This window comes from Veillonella fallax (assembly GCF_020687175.1).
In the GTDB taxonomy this organism is placed as follows: Bacteria; Bacillota; Negativicutes; order Veillonellales; family Veillonellaceae; genus Veillonella; species Veillonella fallax.
In genome coordinates this window covers 10,937-32,514 of the sequence record NZ_JAJEQD010000002.1, presented here as the reverse complement: position 1 = coordinate 32,514, position 21,578 = coordinate 10,937, and the positions used below count along the sequence as shown (strand labels likewise).

Here is a 21,578-nt window from a genome sequence, read left to right as displayed (position 1 = left end):
AGACCTCCTTTATTTAAGTGCTTTAACAATTGTATCGATATTAGCTTTTACCATGCCAATATATGTGCCACCTTCAGTACCTTCAGAGCCGAGGGAATCAGAGTATAATTCGCCACCGATATCAACATTCCAACCTTTAGCCTTAGCTGCTTCTTGAACGGCTTCAATTGTTTTGTGTGGTACAGAAGATTCTACGAAGATAGCTTTTATCTTGTGATCTACGATGAATTGAACAAGTTCATTTACATCTTGCGTGCCTGCCTCTGTAGCAGTACTTACACCTTGCAAACCTTTTACTTCAAAGCCATAAGCGCGAGCAAAGTATTGGAATGCATCGTGAGCTGTTACAAGTACGCGGGATTCTTTTGGAATAGATTCTGCTTGTGCTTTGATATACGCATCAGTTTCATCTAATTTTGTAAGATATGCATCATATCGTTTTTTGAAATCTTCTTTATGAGCTGGATCTGCTTTCGCAAGACCTTCATATACAGCTTTGGCAGCAAGTTTCCAGTTAGCTACATCGAACCAAATGTGAGGATCTTTTGTTTTTACGCCATCTTCTTCGTCAAAGTCGAGTAGAGTAGCTGGATCAATAGCGTCGGATACGCGGATGGTTGCTTTATTTTGTTTTGTTAAATTGTCGAAAATGGAACCCATCTTACCTTCTAAGTGAATGCCGTTGTATACCACAACATCTGCCTTAGACATAGTGGTTACATCGCCGGCGCTAGCTTGGTAGAGGTGCGGGTCTACGCCTGGGCCCATGAGACCTTGTACAGATACATGGTCTCCGCCAATTTCTTTTACTAAATCCGTTAACATTGTCGTTGTGGCAACGACGTTTAATTTTTTCTGACTATCTGGAGCGGTGTCTTTACCACAGCCTGCAAGGGCTAATAACATAAGTACTAATGATATAACGACTAATACGACTCGATTGAATTTCATAATAAACCTCCTTTTTATAGTTAGTGAATTTAAAAACTTTAGTTATCTTGTTAATACAAAAATGATGTAATCTACCCCGATTTAAACAGAAAAATAGCCGCTACTAACGTAGCGGCTATTGGCAGTTATACGTTCTTCTGCTAGGGTCACGATCATTTAGTGGATGAGAGATTGTAGATGGTTTGGCCCAACGAGGGCAACGATACCAAGTACCATCATGACCTTCATTTGAATACGCTTTCTACGTCTCATGATGAACCTCCTTTGTGTAATTTTTTGTCATATCTACCTGATATGTAAGTCCGATCAGTTATCTTGTGTTCAATATATCATAAATGAGAAAAATTATCAACAAGAAAATGCTCTTTAAATATTCATCTTTATTTAGTATGATATTATGCATAGATACGAGTTAATAAGGAGGCTTATTATGAATAAAGTATTTCGATTCACTGCGGCGGCTTTACTTGTTGCATCTTTTGGCGTATTAGGTAATTATACGGCTGATGCGGCTAAGTTCTTAGAATCTCCACGAGAAGTGGAAATTGTAAAACCTGAGTTGCCTGAGATTCCTCAAACAGCTACGGTCGCACCTAATATGCGTGTACGCTTCTTGATTGATAAAAAAGGGAATGTCAAAAATGTATTTGTAGAACGTTCCTCTGGTTATGCTCCAGTTGATGAAGCCGTAAAAAAAGCAATCATGCAGTGGAAATTCACACCTGCTATTGGGGTGGATCAAAAAGCTCATGAATCTATTATTGGGATGACAATTACTCTACCTAAACAAGCTGTAACAGCTAAATAAGGAGAATATGATGAATAAAGTATTGCGTTGTACTTTGTTGAGTGCGTTGTTTGTAATTAGTATGATAGCTTCTGTGTTGGCAGCTCCATTTCAACTTCCTGTAGCGATATCTACACCGTCCTTAGATCAAATTAATATTGCTGGTTATGGTGGCGCAGCTCATAGTGCTGATGTGCGTTTTACCATTAATGAAGATGGCTCTGTAGGAGATATAGAAGTCGTAAAGTCCAGTGGAATCACTGCTCTTGACGAAGCACTTGTAGAAAAAATCTCTACATGGCGATTTAATCCTGCCACTGATTCTAATGGGAATCCAGTGGCATCTTCTAAAACTGAATATATTGATTTTAGAAATTAATAGAAGGCACTCATATATTGTATGGGTGCCTTTTTGTGTGCTGGTGAAAGTACTTAAGGGTTTAATTATATTGGGTGAAAGTATTTTGTGGCTCAATTATTTTGGGAAATGTATCTACAGCAACTGAAAATTACTTTCAAAATGAATATAATAAAAATATATTTAATATAGTAATAATATATTGTATATACTAATAGTCTTTGACCCTTGGAGGTATATAGATATGAATCCATTAAAACAAAAGCTAGATATTAACAATGAACGTTACAGAATTATTGTGTCCGTTAAAGAAGATTATTTAGACGGCAAATTGTCCTTAGAAGAGGGCAATCGCATTTTGAAAGAAAAACTAGGTACTTGTACGCCTGATGAGTTTGCATATGCAGAGCAAAGTTTAAAAGGTGTATACAAGGATGAAGAAATCCTAGATAAGATGGATGATTTATTGAACTTGTTTGATGGCGTATTAGTTCGCGCAAAAAATGAGTATCCTGAAAATCATCCATTGTGGGTGTACTTAGAAGAAATCAATGCTGTTGAAAAGGTGGCGCTTGAAGCAGATGAACTATTGAAGCAAGAGAAGTTTATTAAGAACCCTTGGCTCGGTATCTTTGATTCTTTAGCGCAATGGAGAACGCATCTGTCTCGTAAGCAAAATCAACTGTATCCAATGCTAGAAGATCATGGTTTTGACCGTCCCACACGTATTATGTGGACCTTTGATGACGGCGTGCGCGATGCTATCTCTGCGTCTTATGCTTTGCTACGGGAGGATAAATACGACGAATTCTTAGCATCTGTACCAGAAACGTTAGAGAAGTTACGCGATTTGAACTCCAAAGAGTTAGAAGTACTATTGCCCACATCTTATAAATTGTTAAGCGATGAAGAGTTTGTGCGCATGAGCAAGAATGATCATGAAATTGGTTATGCTATCATTGATCCGCCAGGTTTATATGTGGTGCCAGGCATCAATGATTCTGCGGCGCAACTAAATACAAATAACTCCGGTCAAAACGGTGTATCTAATGAGTTCCTAAACGATTTGGCAGGACTATTATCCAAATATGTTGGCCCTGTAGGCGGTGCAGCTGTAAATAAGGATGCTGTTCTAGATGTAGCCACTGGCAAATTGACATTGGAGCAAATCAATTTGTTATTCCGTCATCTTCCTGTGGATTTATCCTATGTAGATGAAAATGAACTTGTTAAGTTCTACAGCGACACACCACATCGCATTTTCCCTCGCAGTGCTAACGTTATTGGCCGTGAGGTTAAGAACTGTCATCCAGCAAAATCTGTTCACATAGTAGAAGAAATCGTAGAGAAATTCCGTTCTGGTGAGCAAAGCCAAGCAGAATTCTGGATCAATAAGCCGGGCTTGTTTATCTATGTTATCTACACGGCGGTACGCGATGAAAATGGTAAATTCCGTGGTGTACTAGAAATGATGCAAGATTGTACACATATCCGTGAGCTTGAAGGATCCCGTACATTGTTGACTTGGGATAAAACTGACTTTGTAGGCGATAGTAGCAAAGAAAAATCATTGGCTCAAGAGGCTGCCGAAGAGGTAGAGGAAGAACCATTAACAGCTGATGCAGATGGTCGATTCCGTATTGATGCAAAAACAACTCTTTCTAATTTGATTAAACAAAGTCCTGAGGTGGTAGATTATTTAATTTCTTTAAATCCTAAATTTGAAAAATTGAAAACACCAATGGTAAAAGTAATGGCTAAGGTAGCTACCATCAAGATGATTGCGGAACGCGGTGATTTTGATGTAGACGATTTGATTGGTAAAATCGATGCATTCATTAATAAAAATAAGAAATAATTGAGCTTTTAAATATGAAAGAGGTGAGGTCTTAGGACCTTGCCTCATTTTATTTTGTTATTAGTATTGTGCAGTGTCTATGAACATTGAATCATATGTTGTTTACCTTGCTTGCATCGTTATGGAATGATTAGTTATCAATTTTTGTTATTAGAGATGTGTTGCACTAATTCAAAATAAACATACATTAATTTCCTATAATTCATCTGTTTTGTGTATACAAATTTGTCTGAAAAGGGTACAATAAAACATAATGAAAGTATTTGCCGAGGCAGTATTTTCTTATCTTAAACTACTTTTACAAGAGAAATGATGTATATATTAAAGGTGAGGATTTGGATACTATGTCGACAAGACGCGTTTGGAAGCAAAGTGAAATTAAAACAAACCCATTATTTTCTAAGATGCGCAGTACTATTGAAACTGCATTTTATGGAAACAATGTAACGCCTATTACATCTGTGGCACAAGCGTATCAATTTGCCACTGAAGAGCCAGGTGTTATCGTCCTCGATATGCCTGTATATAAACCATGCGAGCAAGGTTTGCCTGCAGATGCGAAGGTACTTGTTACTAACGATGGCAAAACTACAGGCCGCTATGCAAAAGCTCGTCGCATTATTGGTGATGAAGGCATAGATGAAGTTGAACTCGCTAATATTGCACGTGATGCAGTCTATGATAGCCGCAATAAAGAGTGGATTGCGGCTCAAACTATTGTTGGTCTTGATAAAAAATTCACAGCTCGTGCTCATTTGATGATTCCAAAAGATCACGCATCTATTTTGTACTCCTGGATCATGAACTTCAAGTTCTTCGATGCAGCGGTAAAAGAATTCTACAATGATAGTGTAGAAATTCCAGAAGGCGATATTTATATCTATTCTGATCCTGACTATGTAGTGCCAGGTCATCCAGGTGGGCTTGCTATTTTTGACCCAGCTCATAACTGCGCTATGATTCTTGGTATGCGCTATTTCGGTGAGCATAAAAAAGGGACCCTTACATTGGCATGGTCCTTGGCAAATCGCCTCGGCTATGTTGCTTGCCATGGTGGTATGAAACGTTACAACCTTGATAATGGCAAATCCTACACTATCGGTGTATTTGGCTTGTCCGGTTCCGGTAAATCTACATTGACTCATGAAAAACACGATGGTCGCTATGATATTTCTATCTTGCATGACGATGCGTATATCATCAATACTAATGACTTGAGTTCTATTGCTCTTGAACCTACATATTTCGACAAAATGCAAGACTATCCTGTGGAACATCCTGCTAATGAATTCTTGTTGACTCTACAAAATGTTGGCGTAACTATGGATGAGGATGGCCGTAAGGTTGTGTTGGCAGAAGATGTGCGTAATAACAATGGTCGCGCTATTAAATCTCAATTCTGGACAGATAATCGTGTAAACTACGTAGATCAACCAGTTAATGCCATTGTATGGCTTATGAAAGATAAAACTTTGCCACCAATCCTTAAAATTAATGACCCTGTTTTGGCATCTACAATGGGCGCAACTCTTGCTACACGTCGTTCTACTGCTGAAAAACTTGATGCTCACGTTGATCCAAATGCACTTGTTATCGAACCATATGCAAATCCATTCCGCACATATCCATTAGTTCGTGACTATGAAAGCTACAAAAAATTATTCTCTGAATGTGGCGTACAATGTTACATCATGAACACAGGTTTCTTCTTGGAAAATAAAATTCCTAAAGAGGTAACTCTTGATTTATTGGAACGTTTGGTAGAAGGCACTTTGGACTTCAAACCGTTCTATAAATATGAAAACCTCTCTTATGTTGAGGTTCCTGGTTTTGAACCACCATTCCAAGTGCGTGAATACCATCACCAATTACACAAAGCTTTCGAGTTCCGCTATGACTATGTAGAAAAACTTATTGGTCATAAAAACGAATTGCCACAAGAAGTATTAGATGTATTAAAAACTCTAATGTAATATATTGAGTCAGTTGAATTTCTGTCTTGAGATTATTCAAAACTTTAAAGAAAGAGTCCTCCCTGTGGAGGGCTCTTTCTTTTGTGGTAATATATACTTATGATAAATCAATAATGTTTTGTTATAAGGTGTTTTTATGGATATAAAGGATATTAAATATATAAGTACCATCGTTGAGATGGCATCATTTTCAAAGGCGTCTAAAAAACTATATATCTCTCAACCTGCATTGAGTCAAAGTATTCGTCGCATTGAGGCTGAATTAGGTGTACCTTTATTTGCTCGAGATCGGACAAAGGTTGTACCCACCGCTGCAGCTTTACAAATTGCTAAAGAGGGTATGCCTTTAGTAGGAAAGGTAGAGGCTTTAACGCAGTCGATCATTAATCAAGGGTCTGATGCGGCTTATCATGTGCGTATTGGATTATCTCAATTCTATGGTCACCATATGTTGGGAAAAACATTGAAGAGCTTTCAACAAATTGAGCCATCCTGGGAATTTCATGTAGTAGAAGGGGAGTCCCATTTTTTGGAGCAACAAATTTGTGATGGTTTAGTAGATGTAGGGTTATTTCCAACACCAATTTACTCGCAAGCTCTTGAAAGTTATCCTGTGTTAGATGAGCAAATTTTATTAGCTGTTAGTGTAGAGAATAAAAAAGCTATAGCTATTGCTGACTCGCTCATGACACCGAATGGAATACATGAGATAGCACCATTTGGGTCTTTCCCTTTTATTCTCATAAGAGAAGGTCTTAAGTTACGTACCTTGGTAAATCGTTTGTGTCAGGCTGAGTCCTTTGTACCTAAAGCGGTTATTGGGTCAGAAAATCTGGATACTTGTAGATCCTTGGTAGAGGATGACTATGGTATTACATTCTTGCCAAGCACATTAAATAGTAAGGGCGATGATGATAAGGTTAAATTTTATCCTCTTGCATCAAAACTTTGCTTCCGTCAGTTGGTATTAGTTGCCAGATCGGATAGAGCTAAGCGATTCCATCTAGCTGAAGTAGCACAGATTATGCAACAATTTTTATAAATTATACATATGGAGCTATTACGATACTATAAGCTATAGTTACTTATAAACATATATATTGATATACAAATACACATATATAGATATACAAATACATATGTATAGATTAAAGAGGTTAATTCCTTGAAATAAAAGGAATTAACCTCTTTTGGTTTTATGAAAGGAATCTGAAGTTATCGAATTTGATGAATATAGTTAATACAATAGTTTGTAGGCATAAATGAGTCAAAAATTTCTCAAAATTTAATTGACAAATGTCCTTTCAGAAAATATACTTATAGTAGTTTAAAACATATTTTGGAGATAGGATTTAAAACCCATCGTTGAGGTGGAATTAACTTGCATAAAAGTAGAATATGTTTTTTTATTAGTATTAGTTGGCCTACGTAGGCCCCTAGGAGGATTATTATGAGTAAAGATGTGGAAAATAAAAATACCCATGATCACAGCCATGGCGAACATCATCACCATCATGATCATGACCATCATCATGACCATGATCACTGCCATTGTGGCGGTCACCATCACGATCACGACCATGATCACCATCATGACCATGACCATAGTCATGGCAAAGCGTTGCCTACGGATAAATGGGTGCCACACACTCATGAACCAGGGGTACCTCATGAACATGGCGTAAACGACTACATGAAAGCCGTTGCAGAATATCGTAAAACTTGGCCTACAAAACAAGATGTTATCGAACAAACACCAGATCCTGCTGTACGCGAAATGATTCTTCGCATGGAGCAAATTGGTTGCGATACAGTATTTGACCGTTTTGATAAACAACAACCACAATGTACATTCGGTATTGCCGGCGTATGTTGCCGTATTTGTTTCATGGGTCCATGTAAAATTACACCTAAGAGCCCTCGTGGTGTCTGCGGTGCCGATGCTGACCTTATCGTAGCTCGTAATATGACACGCGCTGCTGCAGGTGGCTTGACTCAACACGGTGCGCATGCTCGTGAAATCTTGATTTCCTTGAAAGCTGCCGCTAATGACCAATTGGATATTCCAATTATGGGTGAAGAAAAAATTCGTACTGTATGTAAAGCTTTCAATATCCCTGAAGAAGGCCGTTCCTTAAAAGAAGTGGCTAATGACTTGGCAGATGTATTGCTCGAAGATTTGAGCCGTGCATTGCCTGGCGAATATAAAACAATTACAGCGTTAGCTCCAGCTGAACGTCGTGAAGTATGGAAAAACTTGGATATCTTGCCTATTTCTGCGTATAATGAAGCATTTGATGCATATCATCGTACTTGCGTAGGTACAGATGGCGATTGGGAAAGCAATATGAAACAATTCTTGCGTTGTGGCCTTGCTTTCACATTCACTGGCGTAGTAGCAGCGGACATCGCAACAGATGCCTTGTTCGGTCTTGGTGGTCGTCGTACATCTAAAGTTAACATCGGTGCCTTGAAAAAAGGTTATGTTAACATCGCTGTTCATGGTCACTTGCCAACATTAGTATCCCAAATTTGTAAAATTGGTGCTTCTGAAGAGTACTTAGAAAAAGCAAAAGCTATCGGTGCTAAAGGTATCCAATTCTACGGTATCTGCTGCTCTGGTTTGTCCAGCATGTACCGCTACGAAAACGTTATTCCATTGTGTAATGCTATCGGTGCGGAACTTGTACTTGGTACAGGCGCGCTCGATTGCTGGGTAGCTGACGTTCAAGACGTTTACCCTGCTATCATGGACGTAGCACGTTGCTTCAACACAAAAGTTATCACTACATCTGATGCAGCTCGTTTACCAGGTGCAGAACACATTGGTTACGATCACCATCATACTAACTTGTCTGAAACAAAAGCATTGGCTCGCAAAATCTTGGATCGCGCTCTTGAAGCTCATGAATTGCGTAAAGGTATGCCTGTATTCATTCCGCCATACGAAATCACTGCTGAAGTTGGTTTCTCTCCAGAATCCACTGTTAAACATTATGGTTCCTTCAAACCATTAGCAGAGGCTTTAAAATCTGGTAAAGTTCGTGGTATCGTTAACGTAGTAGGTTGTTCCAACCCACGCGTTATCTACGAAAAAGCAACTGTAGATATCGTTGATACACTTATTAAAAATGGCTGTATCATCTTAACAAATGGTTGTGCGTCCTTCCCATTGATGAAACTTGGTTACTGTAATACAGATGCTATTAAGAAATGTAGCCCTGCATTGCAAGAGTTCTTGGGCGATGATCAACCACCAGTATGGCATGTTGGCGAATGTGTAGATAATGCACGTTCCTCTGGTATTTTCGCTGGTATTGCAGGTGAATTAGGCCTTAACTTGCCACAAATGCCATTTGCAATGTCTAGCCCTGAATGGTCTAACGAAAAAGGTATCGATGCATCCCTTGGCTTCCGCTTGATGGGTATCAACTCTTACCACTGCGTTGAGCCACCTACACAAGGTTCTGATGCTGTTACAAAATGGCTTAAAGAAGACACTAAGGATATTTTAGGTTCTGTTATGTATGTAAATACTGATCCTGCTAAAGTAGCTGAAAAAATCTTAGCTGATATCGATGCTAAACGTGCTGCTTTAGGTTGGGCTGAAGTAAAATAGTTTATCTTTTGATAGATTATAATTTGTAGTTAAGTACAAAAACACCCTCTATAGATCTTATAGTTATTATGACTATTAGAATTAAGAGGGTGTTTTTTATTGTTTATGGATAGATTTTTTACTAGTCTTGTATTAGCCGTAGTATAATGTACTAATTGTTTTAGACCTACTAAAGTGTGATGGTTTCACCATCTTCAGGCACTGCTACATGGCTTTCAATGTTGTTGCCTTTGATAAATTTGCGCACATCCTCACGGCTTGTTGCTGTGTGATTAACTGTATCCATGTGAACCGCAATGATTTTTGCCTCTGGTTTGCGTACCACCATGCGGCCAATATCTTTTGTACCCATAATAATACTATCTTCAAAGCCTAAAACTTGAGCATATCCAGTGTTCATAATAATAACGTTAGGGTCGAAGCGAAGGAGGGCCTTCTCTACATCACTTGTCCAAACTGTATCGCCTACAAGGTATACAGTTGGTTCGTCTGCTGCTTCAAAAATAACGCCCATCGCATCGCCTGCTAATGGTGCGAGAACTGGATTTGCATACATTTCTACCGTGCCGTGGGAGCCACCTGTTTTTCTTAATGTGATACCATTAAACTCCAGACTTTCAAAAATGATGCGTACATCGTTAAAGCCTTGTGAAGTAATAAGTTCTTTGTCCGCTGTATTTTGTACAAAAATAGGAAGTGATTTTGGAATAGCATTAATTGCCGTTTCATCCCAATGGTCGAGATGTGTGTGTGTAACTACCACTGCAGTTACATTGCTTAATAGATTGTCCATTGATAGAGGTAAATCAACCATAGGCATTCTTTGTTGATAGTTAAATGTTCCTTCAAAACCAGGATAAGTATCTTTTGGTGCTAAAAATGGATCAATAAGGAATGTTGTATTTTTTATTGTTAATTTTCCTGTAGCATTTCGAATGTGAGTATATTGTGTCATAGTTATCTCCTTAATTAAATTATTGTCGATTTAATTGAATAGATTATTATTTGTAATCTCTAGAACTAGTATACCTTGTTTTGTTATACTAGTCTCAACAATAATTAACACTATGTTTATTAATAGACACATTGTATAAAAGTGTCTATATTGGAGGTTATATGATAACTCGAAAAGAAATGACACGTATGTTGTTAAAAGAAGGCTTGCTTAGTTGTTTAGCAAACAATTCTTTTGAGTCTGTAACAGTAACATCGTTGTGTAAAGCTTCGGGTATAACTCGTTCTACTTTTTATTTACACTATAGTAATATCATGGAAATTGTTGATGATTTAGTGGATGATGCAATCGCTTATTCAAAGCCAGGAATGGTAGATAACAACAATTTACAAACCATAGCTAACACCTTATCAGCTGCTTCTAATTCTGTTTCGTTGAGAGAAGCATACGATTCTATTTTTGATAGATTGCCTTTATGTCAGCGTATTATACGACATAAAAAGTATTTACCTTTATTTTTAGATGAACAAATTTCAGAATATGTATTACAACGCATTATAGGACGTGAAAAAGATCGGCAAGGGCTCGTTATGGCAGAATCTCTTGGCGTTTCGTTTGATGTGGGGGTATCTATTTTTATATTTTTAGTACACGGTCTATATGCTGTTAATAAACAATATAAGTGGTCTCAGAGCGATGAGTGGTTAGAAGCTCTGAAAATTATTTTTGAACTAGTTTATCGTGGATTACAAAGTAAATAGAATTTATACACGTTTATATTTTGAGATTCATTAAAGTTTTATACAACGAAAAAAGGACTCCAACTGGAGTCCTTTTTTCATGTAAGGGGAGTGTTAGTATTAATATCAAATGAACCATGTATTTAAACAAGTAGTAGGTTTGGGGTTAGTAATACTTGTCGGGAGATAAATACACGTATGGTAACCAGGGAATTGTTACCTCTATTTATCATTTGACATTGTCATTATAAGAACAAAAAATGAGTTGAAAATGAAATTTTTTAAGAAATTTCTTTTAATTTCTTGAAATTCTAAAAAAGATAATAATTAAGTTTAATTATTGTTGATAAATATGGGACAATTTTGGTATTATATATAAAGGAGAAGTTGTATATTTTATAAAGGTTTAATGGCTATTAGAGTTTTATAAAGTATACAGCTCTATAGCATGAGAGGAGCAGTCATATGAGGAAAATATTTACCATATTGTCCCTTTTGTGGCTACTCAGTATAGGGGGGACTGCTAACGCAACGGACTGGTACTATGTTGGACCAGATGCATCAGGAAACCAATTATTTATTGACAACGACAGTGTTCAAAAAAGTGATTATGATGCGCTTTTGTGGCTGCGGGTCAATGAACTGGGTGGCGACGAATTGCGATATAAAGTGTATATAAGTAGATATAACCGTACCATGGAAACATTAAAGGTAGATGCATACATGGCAGACGGTACACCCTATGAAAATGTAGAGTTCAATGAAAACCCTGAACCTATTGAAGGTAATACAAATGGTCAAGCCATTTATAATTTATTATGGCAATAAAAGAACCATCTAGCACAGCAAACTAGATGGTTCTTTTTATATGTGTAAAAAATTTATAAATCTTAGGAATATTTTTTATATACAACATCCTCAAAGGAGAATGGTATATACAGAAATTTAAACTTGGGCAGAGTTGCGGCTTAATTCCAAGTCTTGAATCATTTGGAGATCGTCTTGTGGAGAGCGACCGCCAGTTGTTAAGTAGCCACCAACCATGATACCGTTAAGGCCACCTTTTAAAGCATAAGCTTGTAAGTCACGAAGATTTACTTCACGACCACCAGCTGTACGAATCAATGCATTTGGCAAGATGAAACGGAATACAGCGAAGGTACGTAAAATATCTAATGGACGTAATGCTTTATTGCTTTCAAATGGCGTACCTTTAACAGGATTCAAAATGTTGAGTGGTACAGAGTCAATATGTAAGCGTTTAAGCTCAAATGCCATTTCTACGCGTTGTTCTAATGTCTCGTTGAGTCCAAGGATGCCGCCAGAGCAAACGCGAATGCCTGCTTTTTGAGCGTTGTCGATGGTAGACATTTTATCTTCGTAGGAATGGGTTGTACAAATATCTGGGAAGTGACTAGGTGCTGTTTCGATATTGGAGTGGTATCGAGTTACACCCACTTCTTTCAATTTGAGAGCTTGTTCATAAGTTAACAAACCAAGAGAACAGCAAATTTCGAGGCCTACTTCATCTTTAATGCGGCCTAATACGCGAATGATTTGATCGAATTCGTTTGGGTTATTAGTATTACGACCACTTGTTACGATGGAGAAGCGAATAGCGCCTGCCTCTTTAGCTTTGCGAGCCGCATCGAGGATGCTTTCATCATCCATGAACGGATATACTTGAACGCCTGTTTCGTGATGTGCAGATTGAGCACAGAATTTACAGTTTTCAGGACATTTGCCAGATCGTGCATTTACAATGGCGCATACATCTACAGAGTTGTCATTGAAATGTTGACGAATTTTATCTGCCATAGCGAGCAGAATCATCGTATCATCATCAGATGTATGAATTAACTCAATTGCTTCTTCTTTTGTAATTTCACCACCATGCATAATACGATTTGCTATAGTAAGGATTTTTTCGTATGTTCCCACCTGGGATGGTTGTTGATCTGTAGGCAAAGCCATAATAGCCTCCTAATTGTTAACTTAATAAAAATATAAAATATTGACAATTTGATTGTAAACGTTAGTGCATAAATTGTCAACTTAATGTATTTTTGAGTTAACAAAAATATGTATGTAGTTTTTAGAGCGCTTTTAATACAGAGGAATTATATGACTTACAACTAATTTTAGAGGCTATATTTTACTATATATATTAAGGTGTTAAATCTATGTTAAGGTTTTAATTGATAGTTATTTTTAAGTAATCTTTAGGGTTTTGTAGTATAATAGAGTATTGTAATTACTATATATAACTATAATAAAAGTATTAATATAAGGAGTGGATATAGATGCAGCCATTTCGATTTATACACTGTGGTGACCTGCATTTAGGGGCACCCTTCCAATATGCTACAGGTATTAGCCGCGCCGTTGATCGCGCCGTGAGCGAAGCTACCTATGTAGCCTTTGATACAATTATTGACACTGCTATCGATGAGCATGTTCATGCTGTTGTCATAGCTGGTGATATTTATAATAGCGAAGACCATAATTTAGAGGCTCAAGTGCGCTTTGTACGTGCCATGTATCGCTTGGCAGAGCATCGCATTGCAGTTTATATGGTGCAAGGTAATCATGACCCTGCTGAAAGCTGGAAGGCTCAATTACAGATGCCTGACAATGTACATGTATTCTCTAGTGAACAAGTACAACGTTTTCCATTGATTGTTAACAATATTGAAATTGGTGGTGTTTACGGTATTAGTTGTGGCCATGGTAATGAAAGCGATAATTATGCGCGTCAATATCGTGCCTTTGAACGTGATGAGTTTTCTCTTGCAGTTATGCATGGTACAGTTGGTTCTAGTGCGGGATCTGAAAATCATAATGTAACTGGTCCGTGTAGTTTAACAGACCTAGCAGAAGCAGCCATGGACTATTGGGCGTTAGGACATATTCATAAATCTCAAGTTCTTAGCGAGGAACCTCTCGTTGTATATGCTGGTAATCCTCAAGGTTTACACCGCAAAGAAATAGGCCCTAAGGGGTGCTATCTTGTTTCTGTATCCCATAATGGTCATTGTGAACCTCGATTTATTGAAACCAGTGCTATCCGTTTTGAAGAAATCAAAATTGATATTGCGGGCATGAAAACTGAAGCAGAATTCTTAGAAATTTTACGCCATAAAAAAGAGAATTTGCGTAAACAGTATAAGAAGAACATCTTGCTTTCTATTGTTCTCGTAGGCACAGGGCCATTGCATCGTTTATGTACACAAGAAGGTGTGCGTAAATTATGGTTGCAAGAGTCTCAAAGCGAAGAGAAGAGTAAATCTATATTCGTTATGCCATACCGCGTGATGTGTAATACGCGTCCTAGTATCAATTTAGCGGAGCGTAGATTGTTATCTGATGTGGTAGGCGATTATTTGCGCGCCTATGACGATATGGTTGATGGTAATGCAGTACAGACGGCACGTCAAATTTTGGCAGAACGTCCTGAATTTAAACGCTTAGGTGTATATGCCGATTTGTTGAGTGATGAGTTATTATTGCGTGCCTTGAAGCGCTGTGAAATTGAAGGTGTTACTGTATTGATGGGGGCTAACGATGAACATTAAACGCATACGATTTGATGAATTTGGCCCGTATCGCGACTGGTCTTTCACTACCGGTGATCATGGGGTTCAGCTCATGTATGGTCCTAATGAAAGTGGTAAAACATCTCTTCTTGAAGGGATGCGCACCCTTTTATTCGGCGGTACGCATAAGGCTTATGGTCCTATGACGGGTGCCCTCGATGTGGAGCGTAATGGTGAAAGCTACTACATCGGTCGTAAGGGTAAACAATTAGACTTTTACAGTCCTGGACATCCTGCCATTCATGAAGAGCCTGCTCAACATTGGTGGCATGGTATCGATAAAAAAACATATAACCGCATTTTCGGATTAACCCTTGATGATTTACAAGGCCTCGATGTGTTGCAAGAGGTAGAGATTCGATCCCGCTTCTTCGGTGCTGAAGGTGGGGAACACTTGGGCTCTGTTGTAAAAGACGTTGAAAAAGGAGCTACTGATTTATTGGTAGCGTCCTCCAATGGTAAACGCCGCATCAACGTGTTGATGGATGAGCTTAAGGAAAATCGCCAAAAGTTAAGCCATTTAGCTGAGCATGAAGCGCAATATGTAGAACTGCAAAAGGCCTTCCACAGTACGGAACAGACTGAAGCAGAATTACAAGGTCAGTTGCAAGAGTGGAAGGAATACCGCGATGGTATAGACGTCGTATTGCGCGCATGGGATACGTATCGCCGTAGCGAAGAAGCGCGTATGCATATGCAACAGTACAATAGTGAGCTTGCCTTGAGTCGTGATGAGTTCCTTCGCATCGATGAGGAAATCAAACGAGCTCGAGACAATATGCAGTTGTGGCAGGAAAAGGAAGCGGCCTTGATGCCAGCTAACTTTAGCCCGGATAGTCCATTTGGCACATATGGTCAAGATATTGAAGACCTTATTCAACAAGGCGCCAAGTGGGAACAATTGCGCCGGGAGTGTGAAGAAGGGGATGCGTATATCTTTAAGGTACGAGAACAATTAGAGTTTTCTCGTTCTATGCATTCTGCGTGGCGTGATGATGAGCCGATGGCTGATGATGTGAATTGGTTTGAAGGAGAGCGCTTAGCAAGTCGCTTGCGCACTGCTAAAAATCAATTATTACATTGGCAAGATCGCAAGCCTGCTGAGGCATCCGATGATTTGCCAGTAGCCAATCTCGACGGAGCATCATTACCAAATTACAGCGAAGAGGATTTGGCGAAAAAAGAGCATCTCGAACGTGAACTAGAGCTTATCTTGATGGATATAGATCGGGTTACAGAAAAACGGGATAGCTATGGTCCTGATGCACAACCGACCAATTTGCCAAAGTGGTTACAACGCATTAGTGGCGTAGCTGCAGTGATTGGCGTTTTACTCGTATTAGCAGGCTTATTAGTATTAGAGTCTGTACTTTATACGATTGGCGGCTTTATACTGTTAATCCTATCTATGGCATTGTTCTGGTATGCTACATGGCGACGTCATAATGGTAATTCTGATGTATCTAAACTGAATTATGAGTTACAAATCTTGTCATCTCGTAAATCCGATGAAGAACATCAGTTAGAGGCACTTGTGAAAGCCGCAACACCTGTGGTGAGCCCAATTCCATCCATAGAGGGTGCAGCGCATCTTGATCGTTGGATCCAAGAAGGTCATACGTTGCAAGCTATTTATGATGAAGCCCTTGCAGCATGGCAGAGTTGGTTGCCTCAAGGTGCGGCGAAGAGCCTTAACGAAGATGATTTCTTCGGGCTCAAACAAGAGTACGATCAGTATCATGAACAGTTACGTACTATTGAAGGTTATGAAAAGCGCTTAGCAGAGCATAAAGAAGGCTTACGAGTTATTGAAGACCAAGCCATGACCTTGTGGTATAACCTTGGTGTTGAGGCCCCTGTATCTCCTACAGAGTTAAAACGTATTTATAACCAATATAAAAACTTCCAACAAAATAAAATTGTATGGGAACAAAAGGAGGCACAACGCAAAAGCTTCCGCAATGAATACGATAATTGGCACCGCAAAGAAAAAGAATTGCTACTTCGTCAACAAGAGCTATTGCACAAGGCTGGTATGGAAAGCTCCAACGAATATCGTCAACATCTTATTGATGAAGATCAATACAAGCAATGGCAAACCATTTACAAACAAAGTCAGGTTCAGTTAGACTTACTAGCACCTGATGCGGAGAATAAAGATTTATTCTATCGCCGCTTGCGTGAAGGTAATAAGGATAATTGGTTAGATGAGTTAGCTCATTCTGAACGAGAAATAGCTTCCATTGAAGACAAGTTGGCAATATTATATGAGCGCCGTGGTCAAATTGTGGAGTCTATGCGTGCCCTAGGTTCTGACCAAGAGCAACACCAAATGCTTCAAGAGCGTGAAGCGTTACAAAATGAGCTGGAATCTGCTCTTGAAGATTGGGCTACTCAAGTGTTGATGAGCCACTGCATGGATAAGGCTCAACAGTCCTATGAGCAAGAAAAACAGCCTCATATGTTAGAGCTTGCATCTTCTTATATAGAACGTTTGACTGGCGGTATTTATACCTTTGATGTCTTCGGGGTCAACGAAGGCGTAGCACTGGTTAATGGTAATGGAGAACGCTTAGAACTTAAGTTCTGGTCTAGTGGCTTAGCCGATCAAGTCTACTTGGCATTGCGCCTAGCATTAGCTAAGGTATTCTCTTACCAAGTTGAATCCTTGCCAATTATCTTAGACGATATTCTTGTGCGCTTTGATGAAAACCGTCAACGTAGTGCGTTAGAATTATTAGCAGAAATAGGCAAGAACCAACAAATCTGGTTGTTTACATGCCAACGCTCTGTATTTGATATGGCTCAATCCGTTACAGGTATTGATTGCCATAGATTAAGTCGCAATTAAATGTAACCCCTGTGAAGGTAAATAGCTTTCACAGGGAATAGTAATGATAACGTTACAAATGATGTAACTAAAGTAACTGTTTTAGTTATCATAGTGTGTTAGTATTGATTAGAAAGAAAGGGGTTGAGTACTTGAATACAGCATATTTAGATATGATCCAAGGTAAGAACCCTGGTGTAACACCTGTGTGGTATATGCGCCAAGCTGGTCGTAGCCAAGCGGAATACCGCAAAATCAAAGAAAAATATACGCTCTTTGAAATTACAAAAGAGCCTGAGTTGTGTGCTCGTGTTACAGAGCTACCTGTAAAAGAATACGGCGTAGATGCAGCCATCCTTTATAAGGACATTATGAGTCCTATGGTGGGGATGAATGTAAACGTAGAACTCAAGGCTGGTGTGGGCCCTGTGTTTAATACACCAATTCGCTCCATGGCTGATGTAGATACATTAGATACCTTTGATCCTACAAAGGTAGATTATATTGGAAAAACGATTAGTCTATTAACATCTGGTATGCTCGATGTTCCGCTCATTGGGTTCTGTGGCGCACCATTTACGATTGCGTCTTACCTCATCGAAGGGGGACCAACAAAGAATTATAATAAGACCCGTGGCATGCTCATCGGTGCACCAGATGTGTGGAATGCATTGATGACAAAGTTAGCAGATATGTCCATTGAATATTTGTCTATGCAAGCCGAAGCAGGTGCGAATGCATTACAAATCTTCGACTCTTGGGTTGGTGCAGTGAATGCGGACCAATATAAACAAGGTATTTATCCTCATATGGAACGCATTATTAAGACTGTAAAGAAGCGATACCCTAACTTGCCTATGGCTATGAATGGTGTTGGTACAGATCATCTTGTATCTATTTGGTCTCATTTGCCATTGGATGTAATCGCTCTTGATTGGCGTAGTTCCATCGTTATGGCTAATGAACGAGGCGTAACACAAACGGTACAAGGTAATCTCGATCCAGCCTACTTATTCGCTGATGAAAAAACATTAGCTCACGAAGTGGATCGTATCTTACTTGATGGTGTTCGTTATGGCCGTCACATCTTTAACTTAGGTCATGGCGTATTCCCAGAGGCGGATCCTAAAAAGCTCCATTGGCTCACAGACTATGTACATGAACGCAGTCGTGAATTATGGGCACAAGAGGGGTAAGCTAGTGAACATCGAGAAAAAAGGATTATTATTCTTATCCTATGGTAGCCCTTCAAGTAAGGATGATTTGGTACCATATATGACGAGTATTCGTCATGGTCGCGTGCCGACCGATGCTGAAGTTGCAAATCTTACCCATCGTTATGATGTCATTGGTCAGTGGTCCAACGTAGAATTACAAACGATGGCAGAACGTCAATATAATAGACTGCTTACTTTGTTGCCATCCATACCATCGGCCATTGGATATCTTCATATGAAGCCGTCCATTGCTGATGCGGTAGATGCATTAGTCAAACAAGGTGTAGAGCATATTATCGCTATCGTAACGGCCCCATTCTTTACGACTCTTGGTACTGGCGCTTATGAGAAAGAAGTGCAGGCTGCAATTGGTGACTTTCAAGATGTAACCTTTGATGTTATTCGTGCTTGGTGGGATCAACCTTCCTTTATCGAGTATTGGGTAAAAGCAGTTTCAGACTGCATCAATGACACTAAAGATGTATTTGTAATTTTTAGTGCTCATAGCATACCTCTTATTAATAGTCATAATGGAGACTCCTATGTTTTGGCCTTAGAGGAAAGTGCAAAAGAAATCGCTCAACGTTGCGATTTAGAACAGTGGTCTGTAGCTTGGCAGAGCGCAGCCCCTCATGGGCAATGGTTAGGGCCAACCGTAGCAGAAGCAATTAATCAAGCTCTACGTAGTGGTGCGATACATATAGCCTTAGTACCATTTGGCTTTGTAAGCAATCATGTAGAGGTATTGTACGATAATGATGTAGAGTGTAAAGAACTCGTTGATGCTGGCGGCGCTGTATATATGCGTGCAGAAATGCCGAATTGTGATGAGACATTCTTGCAAGCGATGGCGAGTGCAATAATAGAAAGGATTCATTCGTGAATGTAACAATAGTGGGCGGTGGCTTAACCGGATTGACAGCGGCTTATTATTTAGGCCGTGCAAAGCCGGACTGGACCATTACTCTTTATGAACAAGCACCACGATTTGGTGGGAAAATACAAACACAACGCGTCGATGACTTCGTGGTAGAGCTCGGACCTGATTCTTACTTAGGCCGTAAAACGGAAATGACAGATCTCGTCTATGATCTGGGCTTAGGGGACACCCTTGTATCGAATGAAACAGGGCAAGCCTTTGTGTATGACAAGGGTTCCATACATCCTATTCCAGGTGGTTCTATCATGGGGATTCCAACGGAAATGATGCCTTTTGTGAAAGCAACGCTCATTTCGTGGCCTGGGAAATTGCGCGCTAGCTTAGATTACTTTAAAAAGCCTTATCAGCTCGATAAAAATGGTGATGTATCCATTGGTCACTTCTTTAAATACCATTTGGGACAAGAAATGATGGATAAGCTCATCGAACCATTATTAGCTGGTATCTATGGTGGCGATATCTATAAAATCAGTTTATTGTCTACGTTCCCTCATTTTATTCAAGTAGAACAAAAATATGGGAATATGGTAAAAGGTATGATGGCTGCTAAGATGGGCCACTCCAAAGCGGGGGTTACTAAAGCGGCTAAAGGTGCTGTTGCTGAAGGTGACGTACCGCGTGCTGGTAAAGGGACTATGACAGACCGTCAATTTGAAAGTCATGAAGCGAAGTCTAGTCAAGCCCGTTCTACAGGTGATAATGCACATAGTACTAGCAATGCTACAAAATCTAGCCTGCAGCAACAGACTACAAAATCACAGGTGGATATGGCAAGCCGTAAGGGTACAGCAGCTCAATCTGGGATGTTCCGTCAATTGACAGGCGGCCTTGAAAGTGTTATTACCGCTATTGTTGAGGCTATGCCTAGTAATGTGCACTTGCATACAGGGACACTAGTTTCTAATATTCGCTATGTTGAAGGTATGTATGCTATCGATGTGGTGAAGTCTGGAAATGATGCTTGTGGCTGTGAAGCTAATGCTAGTGCTAATTTTAATTCTAATTTCAAATCCACTTCCAATTCCATTAAAACTGATTCTAGTAACGCTGATAACAGGGTTGAAACTAGCAATTCTACTACAGATTTAGCTATAGATTCAGCTACAGAGGTACTTCTTGATAAAGCTCCTGCTATGGCGGATCATGTGATTATATCTACACCGCCGGCGACGTATAATCAATGGTTTAAAGATGATGAAGGCTTTGATTTCTTGCGCTCCATGGAACAGTCTAGTTGCGCTATTGCCATCATGGCCTTTGATAAAAGTACCTTCGATGGTGAATTAAAAGGCTCTGGCCTGTTGATTACACGCAACACAGATACACCGCTCACGGCATGTACAATCCTTAATCAAAAGTGGCCACAAACAACGCCTGACGATAAGATTGTATTGCGCGTCTTTATCGGTAAACCTGGCAATGATGTAGTAGAACATCTCAATGATGAGGAACTTTCAGAATTAGCAGTGAAAGAAATTCAACGCATTATGAGTTTCTCTACGCAACCTGAATGGGTTCGTATCAATCGTCTCATCCACTGCATGCCGCAATATAATGTGGGCCATCGGGCAGGTATTACAGCTGTGCGTAAACATGTAGCCGAGAATTATCCAAACTTACACCTTATTGGCACTCCATTTGATGGAATTGGTATTCCTGATGGTGTGAAACAGGCGAAAGAACTCATACAGTCTATTGTAGGCAGTAATGAAAACTAATATTAAGTAGTGAGAACTAATATTAATAAATAATTA

Annotated in this window: 16 protein-coding genes; 13 read left to right on the top strand and 3 right to left on the bottom strand. The window is 39.3% G+C overall.

The window, feature by feature from the left end:
* Positions 1-9 precede the first annotated feature (9 nt).
* Positions 10-951 carry a metal ABC transporter solute-binding protein, Zn/Mn family gene (locus LKD20_RS01015; RefSeq protein WP_227720536.1) on the bottom strand — a complete coding sequence of 314 codons (942 nt, stop codon included), beginning with the start codon at positions 949-951 and terminating at the stop codon, positions 10-12.
* Positions 952-1,381: 430 nt separating this feature from the next.
* On the opposite strand from LKD20_RS01015, the gene LKD20_RS01010 reads away from it, so the two are divergent.
* From LKD20_RS01010 to cooS, 6 genes are all read left to right on the top strand, one after another.
* The gene (locus LKD20_RS01010) at positions 1,382-1,759 is read left to right on the top strand and encodes an energy transducer TonB (RefSeq protein WP_227720534.1); all 378 of its coding nucleotides are present in this window, start codon (positions 1,382-1,384) and stop codon (positions 1,757-1,759) included.
* 10 nt (positions 1,760-1,769) lie between these two features.
* Positions 1,770-2,117 carry an energy transducer TonB gene (locus LKD20_RS01005; RefSeq protein WP_227720531.1) on the top strand — a complete coding sequence of 116 codons (348 nt, stop codon included), beginning with the start codon at positions 1,770-1,772 and terminating at the stop codon, positions 2,115-2,117.
* A 223-nt stretch (positions 2,118-2,340) separates the two neighbouring features.
* On the top strand, positions 2,341-3,954 hold the full coding sequence (locus tag LKD20_RS01000) for a PAS domain-containing protein (RefSeq protein WP_227720529.1): 1,614 nt from the start codon (positions 2,341-2,343) through the stop codon (positions 3,952-3,954).
* A 344-nt stretch (positions 3,955-4,298) separates the two neighbouring features.
* On the top strand, positions 4,299-5,927 hold the full coding sequence (locus tag LKD20_RS00995) for a phosphoenolpyruvate carboxykinase (ATP) (protein WP_227720526.1): 1,629 nt from the start codon (positions 4,299-4,301) through the stop codon (positions 5,925-5,927).
* A gap of 136 nt (positions 5,928-6,063) precedes the next feature.
* Positions 6,064-6,969: a LysR family transcriptional regulator gene (locus tag LKD20_RS00990; RefSeq protein ID WP_227720524.1), complete on the top strand. Its 906-nt coding sequence runs from the start codon at positions 6,064-6,066 to the stop codon at positions 6,967-6,969.
* Positions 6,970-7,377: 408 nt separating this feature from the next.
* Positions 7,378-9,546, top strand: coding sequence for an anaerobic carbon-monoxide dehydrogenase catalytic subunit (gene cooS / locus LKD20_RS00985; protein WP_105094602.1), 2,169 nt, complete (start codon positions 7,378-7,380; stop codon positions 9,544-9,546).
* A gap of 169 nt (positions 9,547-9,715) precedes the next feature.
* Here cooS and LKD20_RS00980 read toward each other — a convergent pair whose 3' ends face one another.
* Positions 9,716-10,501: an MBL fold metallo-hydrolase gene (locus LKD20_RS00980; protein ID WP_105094603.1), complete on the bottom strand. Its 786-nt coding sequence runs from the start codon at positions 10,499-10,501 to the stop codon at positions 9,716-9,718.
* 161 nt (positions 10,502-10,662) lie between these two features.
* Here LKD20_RS00980 and LKD20_RS00975 point away from each other — a divergent pair, with 161 nt between their 5' ends.
* Both LKD20_RS00975 and LKD20_RS00970 read left to right on the top strand, forming a co-directional pair.
* Positions 10,663-11,262: a TetR/AcrR family transcriptional regulator gene (locus tag LKD20_RS00975; protein ID WP_227720522.1), complete on the top strand. Its 600-nt coding sequence runs from the start codon at positions 10,663-10,665 to the stop codon at positions 11,260-11,262.
* Between the two features lie 444 nt (positions 11,263-11,706).
* Positions 11,707-12,069, top strand: a complete 363-nt coding sequence (locus LKD20_RS00970) for a hypothetical protein (RefSeq protein WP_105090068.1) — start codon at positions 11,707-11,709, stop codon at positions 12,067-12,069.
* A gap of 117 nt (positions 12,070-12,186) precedes the next feature.
* Here the strand turns inward: LKD20_RS00970 and bioB are convergent, their stop codons facing one another.
* Positions 12,187-13,215 (bottom strand): biotin synthase BioB, encoded by a 1,029-nt coding sequence (gene bioB, locus LKD20_RS00965; RefSeq protein WP_227720516.1) that lies wholly within the window; start codon positions 13,213-13,215, stop codon positions 12,187-12,189.
* 329 nt (positions 13,216-13,544) lie between these two features.
* Here bioB and LKD20_RS00960 point away from each other — a divergent pair, with 329 nt between their 5' ends.
* From LKD20_RS00960 to hemG, 5 genes are all read left to right on the top strand, one after another.
* On the top strand, positions 13,545-14,816 hold the full coding sequence (locus LKD20_RS00960) for a metallophosphoesterase family protein (RefSeq protein ID WP_227720514.1): 1,272 nt from the start codon (positions 13,545-13,547) through the stop codon (positions 14,814-14,816).
* Positions 14,806-17,688 (top strand): ATP-binding protein, encoded by a 2,883-nt coding sequence (locus tag LKD20_RS00955; RefSeq protein ID WP_227720512.1) that lies wholly within the window; start codon positions 14,806-14,808, stop codon positions 17,686-17,688. Before LKD20_RS00960 ends, LKD20_RS00955 begins: the two co-directional genes overlap by 11 nt.
* A gap of 131 nt (positions 17,689-17,819) precedes the next feature.
* Positions 17,820-18,863 (top strand): uroporphyrinogen decarboxylase, encoded by a 1,044-nt coding sequence (gene hemE, locus LKD20_RS00950; RefSeq protein ID WP_227720510.1) that lies wholly within the window; start codon positions 17,820-17,822, stop codon positions 18,861-18,863.
* 4 nt (positions 18,864-18,867) lie between these two features.
* A complete protein-coding gene (gene hemH / locus LKD20_RS00945) occupies positions 18,868-19,767 on the top strand; it encodes a ferrochelatase (RefSeq protein WP_227720509.1) in 900 nt (299 codons plus the stop codon).
* The gene (gene hemG / locus LKD20_RS00940) at positions 19,764-21,542 is read left to right on the top strand and encodes a protoporphyrinogen oxidase (protein ID WP_227720506.1); all 1,779 of its coding nucleotides are present in this window, start codon (positions 19,764-19,766) and stop codon (positions 21,540-21,542) included. Before hemH ends, hemG begins: the two co-directional genes overlap by 4 nt.
* Positions 21,543-21,578: the final 36 nt, after the last annotated feature.

Coding starts and splice junctions, on each gene's coding strand:
- LKD20_RS01015 (WP_227720536.1), bottom strand. CDS start 951: ATGAAATTCAATCGAGTCGTATTAGTCGTTATATCATTAGTACTTATG.
- LKD20_RS01000 (WP_227720529.1), top strand. CDS start 2,341: ATGAATCCATTAAAACAAAAGCTAGATATTAACAATGAACGTTACAGA.
- LKD20_RS00990 (WP_227720524.1), top strand. CDS start 6,064: ATGGATATAAAGGATATTAAATATATAAGTACCATCGTTGAGATGGCA.
- LKD20_RS00995 (WP_227720526.1), top strand. CDS start 4,299: ATGTCGACAAGACGCGTTTGGAAGCAAAGTGAAATTAAAACAAACCCA.
- LKD20_RS01010 (WP_227720534.1), top strand. CDS start 1,382: ATGAATAAAGTATTTCGATTCACTGCGGCGGCTTTACTTGTTGCATCT.
- LKD20_RS00975 (WP_227720522.1), top strand. CDS start 10,663: ATGATAACTCGAAAAGAAATGACACGTATGTTGTTAAAAGAAGGCTTG.
- LKD20_RS00955 (WP_227720512.1), top strand. CDS start 14,806: ATGAACATTAAACGCATACGATTTGATGAATTTGGCCCGTATCGCGAC.
- bioB (WP_227720516.1), bottom strand. CDS start 13,215: ATGGCTTTGCCTACAGATCAACAACCATCCCAGGTGGGAACATACGAA.
- LKD20_RS01005 (WP_227720531.1), top strand. CDS start 1,770: ATGAATAAAGTATTGCGTTGTACTTTGTTGAGTGCGTTGTTTGTAATT.
- cooS (WP_105094602.1), top strand. CDS start 7,378: ATGAGTAAAGATGTGGAAAATAAAAATACCCATGATCACAGCCATGGC.
- LKD20_RS00980 (WP_105094603.1), bottom strand. CDS start 10,501: ATGACACAATATACTCACATTCGAAATGCTACAGGAAAATTAACAATA.
- LKD20_RS00970 (WP_105090068.1), top strand. CDS start 11,707: ATGAGGAAAATATTTACCATATTGTCCCTTTTGTGGCTACTCAGTATA.
- LKD20_RS00960 (WP_227720514.1), top strand. CDS start 13,545: ATGCAGCCATTTCGATTTATACACTGTGGTGACCTGCATTTAGGGGCA.